Origin of the sequence: Psychrobacter sp. DAB_AL43B, assembly GCF_900168255.1 — a bacterium.
Classification (GTDB): domain Bacteria; phylum Pseudomonadota; class Gammaproteobacteria; order Pseudomonadales; family Moraxellaceae; genus Psychrobacter.
In genome coordinates this window covers 2,890,253-2,907,507 of the sequence record NZ_LT799838.1, presented here as the reverse complement: position 1 = coordinate 2,907,507, position 17,255 = coordinate 2,890,253, and the positions used below count along the sequence as shown (strand labels likewise).

At 44.3% G+C, this 17,255-nt stretch carries 11 protein-coding genes; 10 read left to right on the top strand and 1 reads right to left on the bottom strand.

The window, feature by feature from the left end:
- The first annotated feature begins 44 nt into the window (after window positions 1–44).
- Window positions 45–572 (top strand): DUF6586 family protein, encoded by a 528-nt coding sequence (locus DABAL43B_RS14285; protein WP_079692679.1) that lies wholly within the window; start codon window positions 45–47, stop codon window positions 570–572.
- An 82-nt stretch (window positions 573–654) separates the two neighbouring features.
- On the opposite strand, the gene DABAL43B_RS12375 is transcribed toward DABAL43B_RS14285, so the two are convergent.
- Complete coding sequence (locus tag DABAL43B_RS12375; protein WP_079692678.1) at window positions 655–3,357, bottom strand: penicillin-binding protein 1A; 2,703 nt, start codon at window positions 3,355–3,357, stop codon at window positions 655–657.
- A gap of 193 nt (window positions 3,358–3,550) precedes the next feature.
- Between DABAL43B_RS12375 and pilM the strand changes: the two genes are divergently transcribed.
- The 9 genes from pilM (at window position 3,551) to gltB (ending at window position 17,235) form a co-directional block, all read left to right on the top strand.
- The gene (pilM, locus tag DABAL43B_RS12370; protein WP_079692677.1) at window positions 3,551–4,606 is read left to right on the top strand and encodes a type IV pilus assembly protein PilM; all 1,056 of its coding nucleotides are present in this window, start codon (window positions 3,551–3,553) and stop codon (window positions 4,604–4,606) included.
- Window positions 4,606–5,259: a PilN domain-containing protein gene (locus DABAL43B_RS12365; protein ID WP_079692676.1), complete on the top strand. Its 654-nt coding sequence runs from the start codon at window positions 4,606–4,608 to the stop codon at window positions 5,257–5,259. The genes pilM and DABAL43B_RS12365 overlap by 1 nt, the downstream gene beginning before the upstream one ends.
- A complete protein-coding gene (locus tag DABAL43B_RS12360) occupies window positions 5,256–5,990 on the top strand; it encodes a type 4a pilus biogenesis protein PilO (RefSeq protein ID WP_079692675.1) in 735 nt (244 codons plus the stop codon). The genes DABAL43B_RS12365 and DABAL43B_RS12360 overlap by 4 nt, the downstream gene beginning before the upstream one ends.
- Window positions 5,990–6,523, top strand: a complete 534-nt coding sequence (locus DABAL43B_RS12355) for a pilus assembly protein PilP (RefSeq protein ID WP_079692674.1) — start codon at window positions 5,990–5,992, stop codon at window positions 6,521–6,523. Before DABAL43B_RS12360 ends, DABAL43B_RS12355 begins: the two co-directional genes overlap by 1 nt.
- Window positions 6,524–6,550: 27 nt before the next feature.
- Window positions 6,551–8,905, top strand: coding sequence for a type IV pilus secretin PilQ (gene pilQ / locus DABAL43B_RS12350; protein WP_079692673.1), 2,355 nt, complete (start codon window positions 6,551–6,553; stop codon window positions 8,903–8,905).
- Between the two features lie 175 nt (window positions 8,906–9,080).
- On the top strand, window positions 9,081–9,641 hold the full coding sequence (gene aroK / locus DABAL43B_RS12345) for a shikimate kinase AroK (RefSeq protein ID WP_079692672.1): 561 nt from the start codon (window positions 9,081–9,083) through the stop codon (window positions 9,639–9,641).
- An 84-nt stretch (window positions 9,642–9,725) separates the two neighbouring features.
- Window positions 9,726–10,859 (top strand): 3-dehydroquinate synthase, encoded by a 1,134-nt coding sequence (aroB, locus tag DABAL43B_RS12340; protein WP_079692671.1) that lies wholly within the window; start codon window positions 9,726–9,728, stop codon window positions 10,857–10,859.
- A 116-nt stretch (window positions 10,860–10,975) separates the two neighbouring features.
- Entirely contained in the window at window positions 10,976–12,103 is a 1,128-nt protein-coding gene (locus DABAL43B_RS12335; protein ID WP_079692670.1) for a hypothetical protein, read from the top strand.
- A gap of 668 nt (window positions 12,104–12,771) precedes the next feature.
- A complete protein-coding gene (gene gltB, locus DABAL43B_RS12330; RefSeq protein ID WP_079692669.1) occupies window positions 12,772–17,235 on the top strand; it encodes a glutamate synthase large subunit in 4,464 nt (1,487 codons plus the stop codon).
- Window positions 17,236–17,255 lie beyond the last annotated feature (20 nt).

Sequence of the window (17,255 nt, the reverse complement as noted above, 5' to 3'; positions counted from 1 at the left end):
TGAATAATAGCTCATCATCATTAATAATTAAAAAGGATAGGCGCATGGCTGGTAAGACTCGCGTTGCTAAGTATCAAGCTGACCGTACCAATCAAAAGCTATATTTTTGTCGTCTGGCCTGTCAAGCTGCGGCAAGTACTAACGATAAGCAGCACTATCAAGCGCATTGTGAAACGGCTATTTTTCATTTATACGGTACTTTCTTAGCTTTTGTACAAGAGCTTGGTTATTTTTATAATATAACGTTGGCGGCACCAACGCTGTCAGATATTGAAGCGGCGCTCAGTGAGCGTACCCAAGTATCGCCGGAAGTGCAGCGCTTACAGCAGCTACAACAACAGGGGTTTTTAGCGAATATAGAGCACGCTTACCAGCGCTGTTTATATGCCGTAGTATCTGATCCTATAATCGATGAACAGGTAAATAGAGGTGCAACAGAGTCGCCCGATCTTATTGTAAATGTCGTTACATTATCGAATCAGTGGTTGCCGGATGATGCAACAATACGTGAATGGCGCCAGCAGTTTTTGGAGCTGATAGAACAGCTACGTGCTGGTATGGTAGAGTTTTAAGAGGACAAACAAAAGGCTTACTCAGTAAATACTGAACAAGCCTTTTTGTTTAAGGTATAAGTCTATATTGTCAGTTGTATATTTATTCTGGCATCGTTGGCATACGTTCCACAGGCGTGGGCGCTAACGGTTTTGGTTTCTGCGTTGGACTGTTACTATTAGCACTACTGTTATTAGTAGGTTTTGATACCGGTGTACTCTCCGGCATTTCGACAGGCTTAGGAGTAGGTGGTTGACGTTGTTGTGTGGTGGTCTTGACGGGCTTTTCTGATTTGCCTATATCGGCATCTTCGTCTTCAAGATCGGTAACCCCTTCATCTATCATCTCTATAATACTTTGCTTTTGTTTTTTGGACTTAGCTCTGTTATTAATAGAGACCCACTGATGAGGAGTGTCTTTTAATTGGGCTTTCATAAAGTCCATCCATACTGGTAATGCTGCTACACCACCATACTCACGTCGACCCAACGTTGAGGGTTGATCAAACCCCATCCATACCACTGTTGCGTTGGTAGGATGGAATCCTGCAAACCAAGCATCTTTTGCCTCGTTGGTAGTACCAGTCTTGCCACCAATGTCATCACGTCCCAAAGATTTTGCTTTAAAGGCTGTACCACGCTGTACCACATCGCGTAAGATATCTGCCATCTCAAAAGCCACCCTTGGTTTTAAAATACGCGGCGCTTGCTCAGCACGTACGTACTGTATAACAGGCGCTTTTAGACGATCCGATTCTGGGCTAGCATCATAAACGCTTAAATCCACCTCTTTACTAGCTTTGGCCGTATTGTCACCATTCTCTACGTCTATATCACTATCTGGATTCTCATTTGAAGAGTTAGCTTTAGAGCGCGCTTTTTCATCAATAGAATCAACTGTCTTACTATCCTTTTCTTTTTTCAATTCATAATCTTCGAGGAGTTTTTTATTAACGTCGTCAAGCTGATCATTGAAACATAAGGCACAAGCTTGCTGAGGATTGGCTTGAAATAGGAGTTTATTATTATAGTTATAAATTTGTTCGATAAAATAAGGCTGAACGCGGTGACCGCCATTGGCAAAGGTGGCGTAAGCTGTTGCCATTTGTAATGGGGTGGCCTGACCGGCACCTAAGGCCAGAGACAAAGTGGTTGGTAGCTTTTCTTTATCCAGTCCAAATTCATCCAATAGATTGCGCACATCAGAGATTCCAATCGCTTGCAGTAAGCGAATAGAAACTAAGTTACGTGATAAATATAGCCCGCGGCGTAAGGTAATATCACCTAAAAAACGACCATCAGAATTTTTAGGTTTCCAGTCACCTACTTGAATCGGACGATCGGAGACAATACTATCTGGACGATAGCCTTTTTCTAGCGCCGCAGTGTAAACAAGTGGTTTGATGGTTGAACCCGGTTGGCGCCAGCCTTGAAGGGCACGATTGAATTTACTATGGTTAAAATCAAAGCCACCAATCAGTGCTCGAACGGCACCTGTTTCAGGATTCAAAGAGACCAAGCTACCTTGTACCTTAGGTATTTGTCCCAACTGCCAACCACCACTAGCGGTAGGTATCAGGCGAATGATGTCGTTTTTACTGACAATTTGGCTGGCATTACTAGGAAAGTAACCAATACGATCGGCAGAAATATATTTGCGCGCCCAACTCATACCAGACCAGTTGACCGTAATACTTTCACCTGAAGGCATTGTCGCCTCAAAACTACGGGCGTTAACCTTAGTGACTTTAGCGGGCGACATATTGCTATAACGGCGGAAGTTTTCAAGGGGTTCGTCATTTGCTTCAGCGCCGCGCCAACCATGGCGATGCTCATAAGCAACCAATCCTGTTAGTACGGCAGCCTCGGCATCTGTCTGTGCTTTACTATCAACGGTAAGGCGTACACGCCAGCCGCCATGCATGACTTGTTCACCATAGCGGTCAACCAACGCAGAACGTGTCATTTCTGCCAAATAAGGCATATTAACATCAAGTTTTTCTTGATAAAGGTTAATGCCGATTGGGGCGTTGATAGCTTCGTCATGTTGGGCTTTATTAATATAGCCCAATTCATGCATGCGTCCGATAATCCAGTTACGCCGCGTGAGCGCGCGACTAGGGTTGGCCACCGGATTATATTTAGAAGGCGCTTTTGGCAACCCTGCTAGCATGGCCATTTCGGCAATGGTGAGGCTTTCTAGTGATTTACTATAATATTTTTTAGCAGCGGCGCGAATACCGTAAGCGCCTTCTCCTAAATAAATTTTGTTGACATAAAGGGTGAGGATATCGTTTTTACTCAGCTCGTCTTCAATTTTACGAGCTAGAAATAACTCTGTCAGCTTGCGATTTAAGGTACGTTCTGAGCTTAAAAAGTAGTTTTTGGCCACCTGCATGGTGATGGTTGAGCCGCCAGTTTGGCTGTCATCGTCAGTCACTACTTCAGTAACGGCACGACCAAGCCCTTTAATGCTGATACCACTATGCTGAAAAAATGAGGCATCTTCTGCTGCCAAAAAAGCGTGGGTCAAATCTTCCGGTATCTCGTCAAAGGTAATGGGTAGTGATAGGCGATTGCCATACTGTCCAATTAACTTGTCATCACTACTATATATCTGTAATGGCATCTCTAAATTTGCCGTTTTAATCTCTTGAGTACTAGGCAAGGTTGGCGATAAATACATCGCCATACCATAAAATCCAATAGGTACGGCAAGCGCCAATATAACCGCTAACGCTAAACAAGCGATGAAAAGCCCCACCAAAAAGTGAATAAGACGAACGGTAGCATTTTTTTTGGTCATAGTCAGACTTATCAATTAAAATTTGCAACAGGTATGGCATTATACCTTGAACAAAATAGGCAAGTAATAATAAATGTGTAAGTTATCCTCAATAGATAATTTAAATGCTTGAATATGTCTGTTAAGTAAAGTATTGTACTAAATTATTACAAATAACTATCAGATTGTACACTAAATATAAGGTATAGAGTTTGTGAGGCTATTTACTTCTAAGAGTCGACATTTAATTGGCGTGGATATTTGTACCACCTCAGTAAAGTTGGTCGACATACAGCGCCAACAAGGCGTTTTTCATTTAAAATCTTATGGTACTGAAATACTACCAGAAGGCGTAGTCATCGACAAACTCATTATAGACACTGAGACTGTAGGGAATGCCATAGCAAGCTTGGCTCGACGTTGCCAAGTTTCGAGTAGCAGCGCTGCAACCGCAGTCTCAGGGTCAGCGGTGATTACTAAAGTCATCGATATGGATATGGTGCTCAATGATGTGGAGCGCGAAGCTCAAATTCGTCTGGATGCTGATCAATATGTGCCTTATCCATTAGAAGATGTTAATTTGGATTTTGAGGTATTAGGTCCGTCTCTTATAAACGACGACATGGTACAAGTGCTACTCGCCGCTTCTCGCTCGGAAAACGTCGACCAAAGGGTTGACGCCTTAACGTTTGGTGGTCTACAAACTAAAGTCATGGATATTGAGTCTCATGCGATCGAACGTGCTTTTGGTTTGATGGCAGACAGTTTGCCAAATCTGCCAGATTTAGTGGCTTTAGTCGATATTGGGCATAATCAAACGACTTTATATGTTGCTAAAAACGGTGAGTTTATTTATAGCCGAGAGCAATTATTTGGTGGAAGTCAGCTAACTGAGGCGATACAGAACCGTTATGGACTATCGGCTGAAGAAGCCACTATTAGTAAACGTGAGCGTACTTTACCTGATGATTACTATTCTGATGTATTGACCCCATTTATAGAAAATATTATTCAACAGATTACTCGTTCGTTGCAATTTTACTTCTCCTCAAGCCAATATAGCAGTATTGATCATGTGGTACTTGCTGGTGGCAGTAGCTCTATTGCTGGTCTTGCTGGTATGGCCCAACAGAGATTGGGCGTGCCTGTTAGCATAGCAAATCCGTTTATCAACATGACCATTGCTCCGCATATCGATAATGAGCAGCTGGCGATTGATTCACCAAGCTTAATGGCCGCTTGCGGTCTAGCGTTAAGGAGCTTTGACTAATGGCTCGTATTAACTTATTGCCCTGGCGGCAAGAAGAGCGCGCACGCCGTAATAAAGAATTTATCACCTTAGTGGTGGCAGTGACTTTGCTTACTTTGCTCGCTGCATTCGCTTCTTGGAGTTATTTTAACAATGAACTCGACGAACAGTTGGATGCCAATGCGCTGATTGAGCAAGAAAATGCGCTCTTAGATAAAGCTTTAGTAGAAATTGATAGCTTGGAGCAGCGCCGTGAAGATATCATCTCACGTATGCAGGTTATCCAAGACTTACAAGGTCGACGCCCTGTGCCTGTGCGTTTATGGGATGATCTTGCCAAAGCCATTCCTCCAGCACTTTATTTAAATAATTTAAAGCGTGAAGGTGATGTGCTGACGTTGACAGGTCTTGCAGACAATCCAAACATCGTATCAAGTTTGATTCGTAATCTTGATAATAGTAAGTGGATGGGTAATTCAGCCGTCAGTAATATCCAGCAAAATATCACGGCTTATCAAGCTGCGCCTACTTTAGAAACCACGGTCACCACTGGTGCACAACCGCGTCCTATTTATCCTGAAGACAGTTATGTACAGTTTGTGGTAACGACTAAAGTACAGTCGGAGACAGCTGCACCTGTAGATGGCACTACTGGACCTGGAGGTGAGTTATGAAGCTGACCCGTAAAAAAACGCTTATTAAAACCAAAAAGACTGCTTTAAAATCAAAGAAGCAATTTGATTTAAATGAGTTTCGACGCAGTTTTGAGTCATTGGATGCTGAAAACTATGGCAGTTGGCCGCTCCCAGTCAAAGTCACTGTTATTAGTTTTATTATTGCCTTGATTGCCGCCATTTCATGGGCGCTACCAATTAGCAGTAAAATCGACGAAATTACAGCGGCTGAAAGTCAACAGCAAACTCTACTTGATAGCTACCGTGAAAAAGAATCACGTGCTCGCCATCTAAAGGCGTATCAAGCACAAGTTATTCAGATGGAAACTGAGTTTAATACCTTACTCGACCAGCTACCAAAAGATACTCGCGTATCAGAATTAGTAGAGGGTATCAATATGACGGGCGTGGGTAGTAATATACGTTTCCAAGATATTTCAGTAGAGCCTGAAATTGAAAATGAATTCTTCATTGAGCAGCCTATTCGTATCGCTGCGTTGGGTGAATATCATCAGTTTGGTAGCTTTATTAGTGGTTTGGCAGCTTTACCGCGCATTATCACTATGCACGATTTTGAAGTCAGTAATCCACAGCCGACCTTGGATGTTTTACCGGAGCTTAATTTGGTACTACAAACCAAAACTTATCGCTCAAAAGAAGCGGCTCCTGAAGGCGATGAAACGGTTGCCACTGCCGAAGCCGCTCCTACTGATGCTGCAGGAGGCAACTAATGACTAGCCAAAAACTACCCATGCTACTGATTTTAAGCACTGCAGTTTTATCTATGACTGGTTGTACTGATCGTATTGGTTTGGCAGAGCAGGCGATGGCTGATGTTCGCAACCAGTCAGCACAGCCGATTGAGCCACCGCCTAAAGCTGAGCTGGTAGAAGATTTTGTCTATAGCGCCAGTGCACAGCGTAGCCCATTTTTGCCACCAAGTTTAGTGAATGTACAAGGTCCGACGACCTCTATTGATGGCGTGCGCCCTGATATAACCCGAGTCAAAGAACCGCTTGAGCAATACGAGCTATCGCAACTGGTCTTTCGCGGTGTCGTTATTTCACCCGAAGGTCAGCAATACGCTTTAGTACAGCGTCCTGATGGTTCGGTTGCGAGCGTTAGAGTCGGTAATTATCTTGGAATAAATGACGGCCGTATTGTTGAAATCACGCCGACCCAGATTAACTTGATTGAAATTGTGCCAGACAGCCGTGCTGGGTTTGTTGAAAAACCCCAGTCACTAGTGTCCCCTATAAGCTAAGTCGGCAGATTTTTTGAGGAATAAATAATGACAGTACGCAATAACAAGGTAATGACGATGAGCAACCGCGTATCTTCTACTTTTGCCATCTCAGCATTGGCAATGAGTATGGTAGCAATAAGTAGCAGTGCCTATGCCGAACAGCGCATCAATAATGTTTCTGTCGTGCAGACTGCCCCAGCCGTGACGCAAATGCGTTTGGGATTTACAGGCGCGCCAGTATTACCTGCCGCTTACCAGTTAGATAATCCCAGCCGTTTGGTGTTGGATTTTGAACAGGTGCAAAATGGGCTTGCCAGTCGCTTTAATGAATATAATATCGGTATAATCAATGACGTCACTACGCTGAACAGCGATAGTACCACGCGTCTTATTGTTGGGCTAAAAAAAGCTGGCAACTATACCACGGCTATTGATGGCAATGAGTTATTGCTGACGATTACCGACCCTAATCGTGCTGTGGTTAGCCAAGTGATTACCAATGATCCTGTTCAAGATGTGCTTAATCGCAATGCTGCCATCACCACTACTGCGATTGTCACCCCAATCGTAGAGAGCAATAGCGGAGCAGTTGCTCCTATTAAGCCGACCGTAACAAAAACCCAAGTGCCTGCTGACACTATGGTAGTACGAGTCAACCCCTTGTTAAGTCCACAGCTTGCGGCCTCACAAGTTAGCAAGCAGTATAGTTATGACGGACTAAGCGCCGTTAATTTTTCAGCAGGGAATGATGGCGGCGGTAATGTAAGTATTGCCCTTGCCAATGAAGCAATTCCAGTGGATGTTCAGCGCCAAGGTAATAAACTGGTCGTACGCTTGACTGGAAGTACCGTGCCTAGAAATCTATTACGCCGCTTGAATATTAATAGCGGTCTGGTTGATAGTATTGATACTAAAAACCAAGGTCAAAATGGTGTCATCACCATTAATATGAAAGAAGATTATGAATATCAAGCCTATCAGTCAGGTAATCAGTTAAATATCGGTATCAGAAAGCCAGAGCTACTACGCGAACCAACGCTTGAAGAAAAAGTTTATACGGGTGAAGCGTTATCTATGGAGTTTCAAGACGTCGAAATTCGTAGTGTATTAGATATTTTGGCACAATTTACAGAGATGAACATCGTTGCTAGTGATTCGGTCGCTGGTAATATCACCTTGCGCCTTATTAATGTACCTTGGGATCAAGCGCTTGATATTATTCTCAAGAGTAAAAATCTGGGCAAGCGCGAAAATGGTAATGTGATTTTGGTTGCGCCCTCTACTGAGCTTGCGCAGCAAGAAGCTCAAGACCTTGAAGCACAGCAAGCCGTTGAGTCTTATGCACCACTACGCACTGAATATATTCGTCTAAGCTATGCAAAAGCAGCAGATGTTTTGACGCTTATCTCGCAAGGTAGCGGCGGCTCTTCTGGCAGCAGTAGTACAGGCAACGCAAATGACAGCAACACCTTATTGTCTAATCGTGGTACGGTAACGGTCGACGAGCGTACCAATACCTTAATCGTTAAAGATGTGGCAGCCAGTATTGAAAATATTCATAAGTTAATTGGCAAAATTGATATTCCTGTCCGTCAAGTAATGATTGAAGCACGTATCGTCAGCGCTAGCGATAACTTTAGTAAAGAGATTGGCGTTCGTTGGGGTATCTTGTCAAACGGCGCCGCCAATAACCGAAACTTGCTGGTTGGTGGTAGCAATCAAACCTTATGGGATTTAAAAGATTTTGATGTAGAGACAACGACAGTCAATGGACAAACGATCTCTTATCCTAAATACGATATCAGCCGTCCTGATAACTTAAACGTCGACTTGGGTGTTGATAATCCTGCTGGCCGTATTGCTTTTGGTCTACTTGGTATCTCTGATTTTATGTTGGATCTTGAGTTGTCAGCCATGCAAGCAGACAATCGTGGTGAAGTTATCTCTACACCAAAGATTTTGACGGCTGATAAACAAACCGCAAAGGTATCTTCTGGTACGCAGATTCCTTATCAAGAAGCATCGGCCAGTGGCGCCACTACTACCAGCTTTAAAGAAGCAGCATTAAGTCTGGAAGCCACGCCAAACATTACTCCAGATGGTAAGATTGGTTTGCAACTGTTAATCACTAATGGCACACCTACCATTATTAACAATCAGGTTGCTATCGCCGAAGACTCTATTTCAACCAACGTGATTGTCGAAGATGGTCAAACGATTGTATTGGGCGGCGTCTTTAAGAACCGTACCAGTAATGGTGTCGATAAGGTACCTTTCTTAGGCGACTTGCCTTATATTGGTCGCGCCTTCCGCAAAGATGTACGTAGCACCTCTAAAGAAGAGCTACTGATATTTATCACGCCAAAACTGATCAATGATGGCATTAGTCGCTTAGATTAATAAGCCTTTCATTGGTTTTCAGTCCGAAAAAGCAAGCCTTAGCGCTTGCTTTTTTTATGGTTGTGATGATTAGCACTTCTTTAATTACATGGATTTTACTGACAATAATCACAGCTCATTACTAGCCAGAATATCAATGACGTTGTATCATACCTAATTTAGCTGAGTGAGTACTATGGTTGAGGAATTACCGTCGGTATTTTTAGTAGGGCCGATGGGAGCAGGGAAGACCACAATTGGCAGATTACTGGCAAAGCAATTAGGACGACCGTTTGTAGACAGTGATTGGTATGTTGAGTCGCAAACGGGTGCTGATATTGCTTGGATATTCGCTAAAGAGGGCGAAGCAGGCTTTCGTGAACGTGAAACACGAGCAATAGATGAATTAACCCAGCAACCGCAAATTGTCTTAGCGACTGGCGGCGGTGCGGTTATGGCAGCTGAGAATCGTGAGTATCTAAAGCAGCGCGGTATAGTCATTTACCTTAATGCTCCAGTCGATGTGCAAATGGCTCGTACCGCCAAAGACAAATCGCGACCTCTGTTACAGCAGCCGAATCCCAGAAAAATATTGCAAGATTTATATAGCGCGCGCGACCCATTATATCGGCAGGTGGCGCATATTATCATGCCGACGGGACACACATATCCACGGCATATGGTCAATCAATTATTGCAGCAGCTCAATTCATTTTGCGCGTCTACGTATGTCGCTTCAGAACCTGAAAAAGACTGATGTCAAAAAGTGGTTGATGTGACAAATATTATTGAATACCTATTTATTATTTAACTTTTACTCGTAAGACTTAAGGAGACTTTCATGGCAACGCCACTGTTTCATGCTGACTTGACAGTACATACGCAAAGTCATGATTATCCAATCGTCATTACTGAAAAAATAGCCATAGACAACAAGAGTATGGCAAGCCAAATTGCGCCATATATTGTGGGTCAGCAAGTATTGATCGTCACCAATGAGACGGTTGCACCCTTATATTTAGAAGCCCTACAGCAACTATTAGAAGAACAATTTACCGTTAAGGTTTGTATACTGCCAGATGGCGAGCAATATAAAAATCAGACCAGTATTAACCAAATTTATGATGCGCTAATGGCGGCGCACTTTAATCGTGATGTCACCCTTATCGCGCTTGGTGGCGGTGTGGTTGGCGATATGACAGGTTTTGCGGCGGCAAGCTTTATGCGCGGTGTAAATTTTATTCAAATCCCAACCACATTACTGTCACAAGTGGATTCAAGCGTTGGTGGCAAAACGGGTATCAATCATCCACAAGGTAAAAATATGATTGGGGCATTTTGGCAGCCGCAAATGGTATTGGCTGATATGAGTACGCTCAAAACCTTACCAGCGCGAGAGTTATCAGCAGGATTGGCTGAAGTTATTAAATACGCCCTCATTATGGATGTAGATTTTTTGACATGGCTTGAGCAGAATCTACCTGCGATGATGGCATTAGATTTGGCGGTACTTGGCGAGGCGGTGAAACGCTGCTGTGAATATAAAGCCAATATCGTCGCCCAAGATGAAAGAGAATCAGGCGTACGGGCGTTATTAAACTTTGGTCATACATTTGGTCATGTGATTGAAACGCATGAAGGCTATGGTAACTGGCTACATGGTGAGGCGGTCGCTGCTGGTATGGTGCAAGCTGCTGAGCTATCGCAAAAAATTGGCTGGTTAACTTGCGATGAAGTCGCCCGTGTTAAACGCGTATTGTCCTTGGCCAACTTACCAATCAATCCGCCGCCTATAGAAGTACAGACGGCTTTAGGCTTGATGGGTCATGATAAAAAAGTGAAACAGGGACAAATTCGCCTTATTTTGTTAAAATCATTAGGTAAGGCAGTCTTAACCAGTGATTTTGATGCGCAGCTACTGACTGAGGTGTTGGCAAAAAATCACTCGCAAGGTACGGCAGAAAGCATCTTATAAATAGCTGCTGACAAATGGGCATTCAAATTAGGCAGTTTGGTCTTGTTTTTATTTGACTGTGTTTTTTATGAGCACTAAGTATAAATTCTAAGTACATCTTTACCAAGGACACTCCCATGGCAGCAACCCGCTCGACGACTCGCACCGCTAGCCAATCCTATCGCCGTCAAGCATTGATTTGGCTGATAGCGACCTTGCTGCTGGGCGTGTTTACCGCTTTAGTCTGGATGTTCAGTCAAACACCGGCGATGGGTGCCAAAATAGAAAACGCCCCAATATCAGCGCCGCAAACGTTGAGCGCTGAGCTTGAACAACCATTAAAAATCGAATCATTGCATGAGCTTGATACCGATGTGCAGCCGATAAGTTTTGATGCCACCGTTCGTGATTTGCGTAGCTATCCTGACGAATTTAAAGATAAGCGTTATTTGCTGGCCAACAAAGGCAAATGGACCGTACAGGTGATGAATGTCGCTGAAAATGATGTGATTGCTAGTTACTTAGAAGGTCGTGAAGATCGCAACAAGTTTGCGTACTTCCGCTATCTTGATGATAACGAGCAAGTACGTTATATGCTGACTTATGGGCTGATGAGCAGTCCACAAGAAGCGGTCGGGGCTGCCAAGCTAATAGACTTTAAGCTGCCTGCTAATGTACGAGTATTGCCTGAAGAGATTAATCGCTACGTCAGTATTATCGATAATTATGAACGTCCTGACCCTGTCAAAGACTTAAGCGCTAAACGCACGCGTTCGGTAAATTTACGACCAACCAAACGAGAAGTACCGGTTCGTCAGCAAACCAATAACAACACTGACCAAGCAGCAAGCAATACTGCCAATCGTAATGCTCAAGACGCTGCCAATGCTGAGAGCATTCGCCAGTCCGTCGATACCTCTGAGACCTTATCTGTCAATGAAGAGCGTATTGTCGGCACAGAAGAGCAAGGTGCGACTACTTCAGCACCCAAGAATACCGATACCAATGCACCGAAGAAACCACCAGTGGTTGCTACTCCTAAGCCGCCGGCTGCTAGTGCTAATAACGGCAACAGTAATAATGCTAATCCTGATAGTGCAAATGCCAATAGTAAGAATCAAAATACAGGCTCGGCGAATAAAAACTCCAATAGCAATGCTAAAACTGCAGCAGCACCAAAAGATAATAGCAAGGGTAAAAGTGCAGCGGTAGCAAAAGAGAACAGCGATACTATCAAAGAGCTGATCGAAGAAAAGAGTAATTAAGTTAAAATATAAATCTGTATTAAAAAGCCCACTCAAAATTGTAGTGGGCTTTTTTTATAAATAATTTATCCATGTGTTCTTATGTTTAATATAACGAAAGATAATATAAGCGCTTACAAAATCTGATGGATAAATTAATAAAAAAACTAGATTTTTTAGCTAGCATTCAATAATATAAAGCTGGGCAATGCTCTGTATAGTTATCGTAAATAGCGCAATCCCTCTTATTATTAGGATTATTAAGGCGCTTAGATACAGGGTGTTTGATATTCAGATGTGATGGAAAACTAGCGTTATATGAGCTGTTTTACGGGTTAGTCATCAGGTGTTGTGGCGTTCACATTGAACGTTATAACAGAGACAATACTGGCAGATGATACCGGTAGATGATAACGCCTAAATGCTGAATAACTTGGTCTTTTGATGACTATCTCATCTTATTACCGATGTTATTTTAGTAGCTAGCGTTAAGGTAATAGCTCTACTTGCTCTAGAATAAATGGAGTCGTGATAAGTATTTTTATCAGGCTCAAAACGCTTGCACTATTTTCTCTGCCTGCGCTTTATTAATCCGCTTATGTGAATATATTTAACCCGTTCTGCTTGCGGAGTATGGTTTGTGCATCACATTGGTTGCATAGACTACCGCTCATTTAAAAGGACACGCTATGTCGATGATTTCTTCCCACACGCATTTGGCCACGCCAGATGATTTTTCTGACAATTGCGGCTTTGGTTTGATTGCTCATATTGAGGGACAAGCCAGCCATGATTTAGTAAAAACGGCCATTCATAGCCTAAGCTGCATGACCCATCGTGGCGGTGTTGCCGCTGATGGTAAGACCGGCGATGGCTGCGGTTTATTACTGGCGACGCCTATTGCATTTTTTAAAGATATCGCGGCTGATCAGCAGTTTAAGATGACGAATAACTTTGCGGTTGGCATGGTGTTCGTTAATGATGATAAAACCCAAGCACAGCATAGTCAGCAGGTATTAAGCGATGAGATTACAGCACAAGGTTTAGAGGTAGCTGGCTGGCGTGACGTACCGCTTGATTTAAGCATTGTCGGTGATATTGGGCGTCAGACCTTACCAGATTTTAAGCAAGTATTTGTCAATGCCCCTGATAATCTAGCTGCGGACGATTTTAACCGTAAGCTGTTTGTTGCCCGTAAAAAAGCAGAGCAGCGCTTAGTGAGTGATGAGCTGTTTTATGTCTGCTCATTAAGCTGTCAGACCATCATTTATAAAGGTTTGGTAATGCCATCCGATTTGCCTGCTTTTTTCTTGGATTTACAAGATGAGCGTTTGGCGTCGCATATTGTGGTATTTCACCAACGCTTTTCAACCAATACCTTGCCGCGTTGGCCCTTAGCACAACCATTTCGCTATCTTGCTCATAATGGTGAGCTGAATACCATCACGGGTAACCGCAGCTGGTCTGAGGCACGTACGCCGAAATTAAAATCTGCCAAACTGCCCAATTTGAACGAGTTGACACCATTGGTAAATAGCAGTGGTTCAGATTCATCTAGCTTAGATAATATGTTGGAAGTCTTGATGTCAGGCGGTATGAGTTTGTTCCATTCCATGTCTATCCTTGTGCCACCTGCCTGGCAAAATGTCGATAGTATGGATATGGACTTGCGGGCGTTTTATGAGTTTTACTCGCAGCATATGGAGGCGTGGGATGGCCCAGCAGGGTTGGTTATTCAAGATGGTCGCTATGCGGTCTGTATGCTGGATCGTAATGGTCTACGCCCGTCGCGCTGGGTGACGACTAAGAATGGTTATATCACCGTGGCCTCTGAGGTTGGTGTTTGGGACTACAAACCAAAGGATGTGCTTGCCAAAGGTCGTGTTGGCCCCGGTCAAATGCTGGTCATCGATACGCAGACGGGTCAAATCATGGATACCAAGGCGATTGCGACCTTACTGAAAAAGGCGCATCCCTATCGTAAATGGTTACGTGAAGAAGCAACACGTATCCGTGATGATGAGCGTTTAGAGGAAGATCTTGCCGCGCGGGCATGTCGCGGTGAGCCGCTAAAAGCACTACAAAAAATGTATCACATCACCAATGAAGAACGTACAGAAATCATCCGTCCAAACGCTGAAAATGCTCAAGAGCCAGTCGGTTCGATGGGTGATGATACGCCAATGGCAGTGCTGTCACAGCAAATACGCCATGTCGGTGATTTCTTCCGTCAGCAGTTTGCACAAGTAACCAATCCGCCAATTGATCCGCTGCGTGAATCTATCGTGATGTCGTTACAGACGTGTCTAGGCGCTGAAACCAATGTGTTTGCACCATCAGCAAGAGATGCCCATCGCATTATCTTGTCGTCGCCAGTATTGTCAGCGAGCAAGATGCAGCAGTTAGAAACGCTCGCTGATCCTGCATTTAAAATGGCGCGTATCGATTTAAATTATGAGCGCAATCTAGAATTGTCCGTTGCCATTACCACTATTTGTGAGCAAGTCGCTAGTAGCATTCGTGCCGGTCATACGCTGATAGTCTTGTCTGATAAAGATATTGATGCTGCTAAAGTGCCAGCTAATGCCATTATGGTCACCGGTGCGGTACATCATTATCTGATTGCTCAAGGTATTCGTACTGATGGCAATTTAATTATTGAGACCGGTCTGGCTCGTGACTCGCATCAAGTGGCGGTACTAATTGGCTTTGGTGCGACCTGTATCTATCCATATTTGGCTTATGATGTGATTGATGACTTGGTCGCGACTGGTGAGCTGCTTGGTGATCCGATTCAAGCGCGAGTAAATTTTCGTAAAGGTTTAGATAAAGGTTTGCTCAAGATTTTATCAAAGATGGGCATCTCTACCATTGTCTCTTATCGCGGTGCGCAACTATTTGAAGCGGTTGGTCTCTCTGAAGAAGTCGTCAGCTTGTGTTTCAAAGGCGTGCAAAGTCGTATTAAAGGCGCAACCTTTGCTGATTTGGCAGCGGATCAAGCGCAGCTTGCGGCAAATGCATTTAAACGGCGCGCGCCACTGGATCAAGGCGGCTTACTAAAATTTGTTTTTGATAAAGAATATCATGCCTTTAACCCTGATGTGATTAATAGCCTACATACCGCGGTACGGACGGGCAATTATGATAATTATCGTCAGTATGCTGATCTGGTCAATAACCGTCCAGTGGCGACTTTGCGTGATTTACTGCAGCTTAAAACGGACAACGGTATCGATGTCAATGAGGTTGAAGATATTTCGGCAATTCTTATGCGTTTTGACTCTGCGGGCATGTCGTTAGGGGCGTTGTCGCCAGAAGCGCATGAAGCCATTGCCATGGCGATGAATACCATTGGCGGACGTTCAAACTCAGGTGAGGGTGGCGAAGATCCCGTACGCTACGGCACACTGCGTAACTCAAAAATTAAGCAAATCGCTTCCGGTCGTTTTGGCGTCACACCAGCCTATTTGCGCTCAGCGGAAGTCATGCAAATCAAAGTCGCTCAAGGAGCAAAACCCGGTGAGGGCGGGCAGCTGCCAGGCGGTAAGGTCAATGCTTTGATTGCGCGCCTGCGTTATTCAGTACCGGGTGTGACGCTCATATCACCGCCGCCGCATCATGATATTTATTCGATTGAAGATTTGGCGCAGCTGATTTTTGATCTTAAGCAAGTCAACCCAGATGCTTTAGTATCGGTCAAGTTAGTTTCGCGTCCGGGCGTTGGCACCATTGCGACTGGGGTAGCAAAAGCCTATGCCGATTTGATTACCATCTCAGGTTATGACGGTGGTACGGCAGCATCGCCACTGTCTTCTATCCATCATGCAGGCTCGCCGTGGGAATTAGGGCTTGCTGAAACTCATCAATCACTACGGGTGAATGGCTTACGTCATAAGGTTCGTATTCAAACTGACGGCGGTCTAAAAACAGGACTTGATGTGGTTAAAGCTGCGATTCTTGGTGCGGAAAGCTTCGGCTTTGGTACCACGCCGATGATAGCAGTCGGTTGTAAATACTTGCGTATCTGCCATCTGAATAATTGCCCAACTGGGGTCGCCACCCAAAAAGCCCAGCTACGTGATGATCACTTTATCGGTGAAGCTGAAATGCTGATTAACTTCTTTAAATTTGTGGCGACCGAAACGCGTGAATGGCTAGCTGCATTAGGCGTCCGTAGTATGGAAGAGCTGGTCGGCCGTACTGACTTACTTGAAGTGCTAGAAGGCACGACAGATAAGCAGCGTCATCTTGACTTAACGCCGTTACTATTTAGTCATCCAGCCAGTAGCGGCAAAGCGCAAACCTGTCAGGTTGCCCGTAATGAGCCGTTTGATAAAGGCTTACTTGCTGAGCAAATGATAAAGGATATGCTACTTAATATTCGCCAAGGTAATGGTGGCGATTATAGCTATGCCGTCGGTAACTGCGATCGCTCGATTGGCGCGCGTATCTCAGGTGAGATTGCAGAAGTTTGGGGCAATCTTGGCATGAATGAGATGCCGATTAAGCTGCATTTAACCGGTACCGCAGGGCAAAGTCTGGGTGTGTGGAATGCTGGTGGCTTACATATTGAATTAGAAGGCGATGCCAATGACTATGTCGGTAAAGGTATGGCGGGCGGCGAGATAGTCATCTATCCACCCAAGGATTCCAGTTTCACCGCGCAAGATACGGCTATCATTGGTAATACTTGTCTATATGGCGCAACGGGTGGCAAATTATACGCTGCTGGTACTGCAGGCGAGCGCTTCGGCGTCCGAAACTCTGGTGCTCATGCGGTCATCGAAGGCACTGGCGATCACTGCTGTGAATATATGACCGGCGGTATTATCACCGTCCTTGGGCGCACAGGTCTTAACTTCGGTGCGGGGATGACCGGTGGTTTTGCTTACGTACTTGATATGGAAGGTGACTTTTTTGATCGCTGTAACCATGAGCTGATTGATTTAAATCGTATCTCAAGCGAGCAAACCGAAGGGCATCGTATCTATTTACAACAAGTCATCGAAAACCATGTGCATAAAACGGCTAGCGCTTGGGGGCAGGCCATATTGGCTGACTTTGAACATTATGCGCGTAAGTTTTACTTGGTTAAGCCAAAAGCGGCAAACATTGCAACCTTACTTAAGACCACCATGGCCGACCCACAATAACGGTCGTCAGGTAAATATTG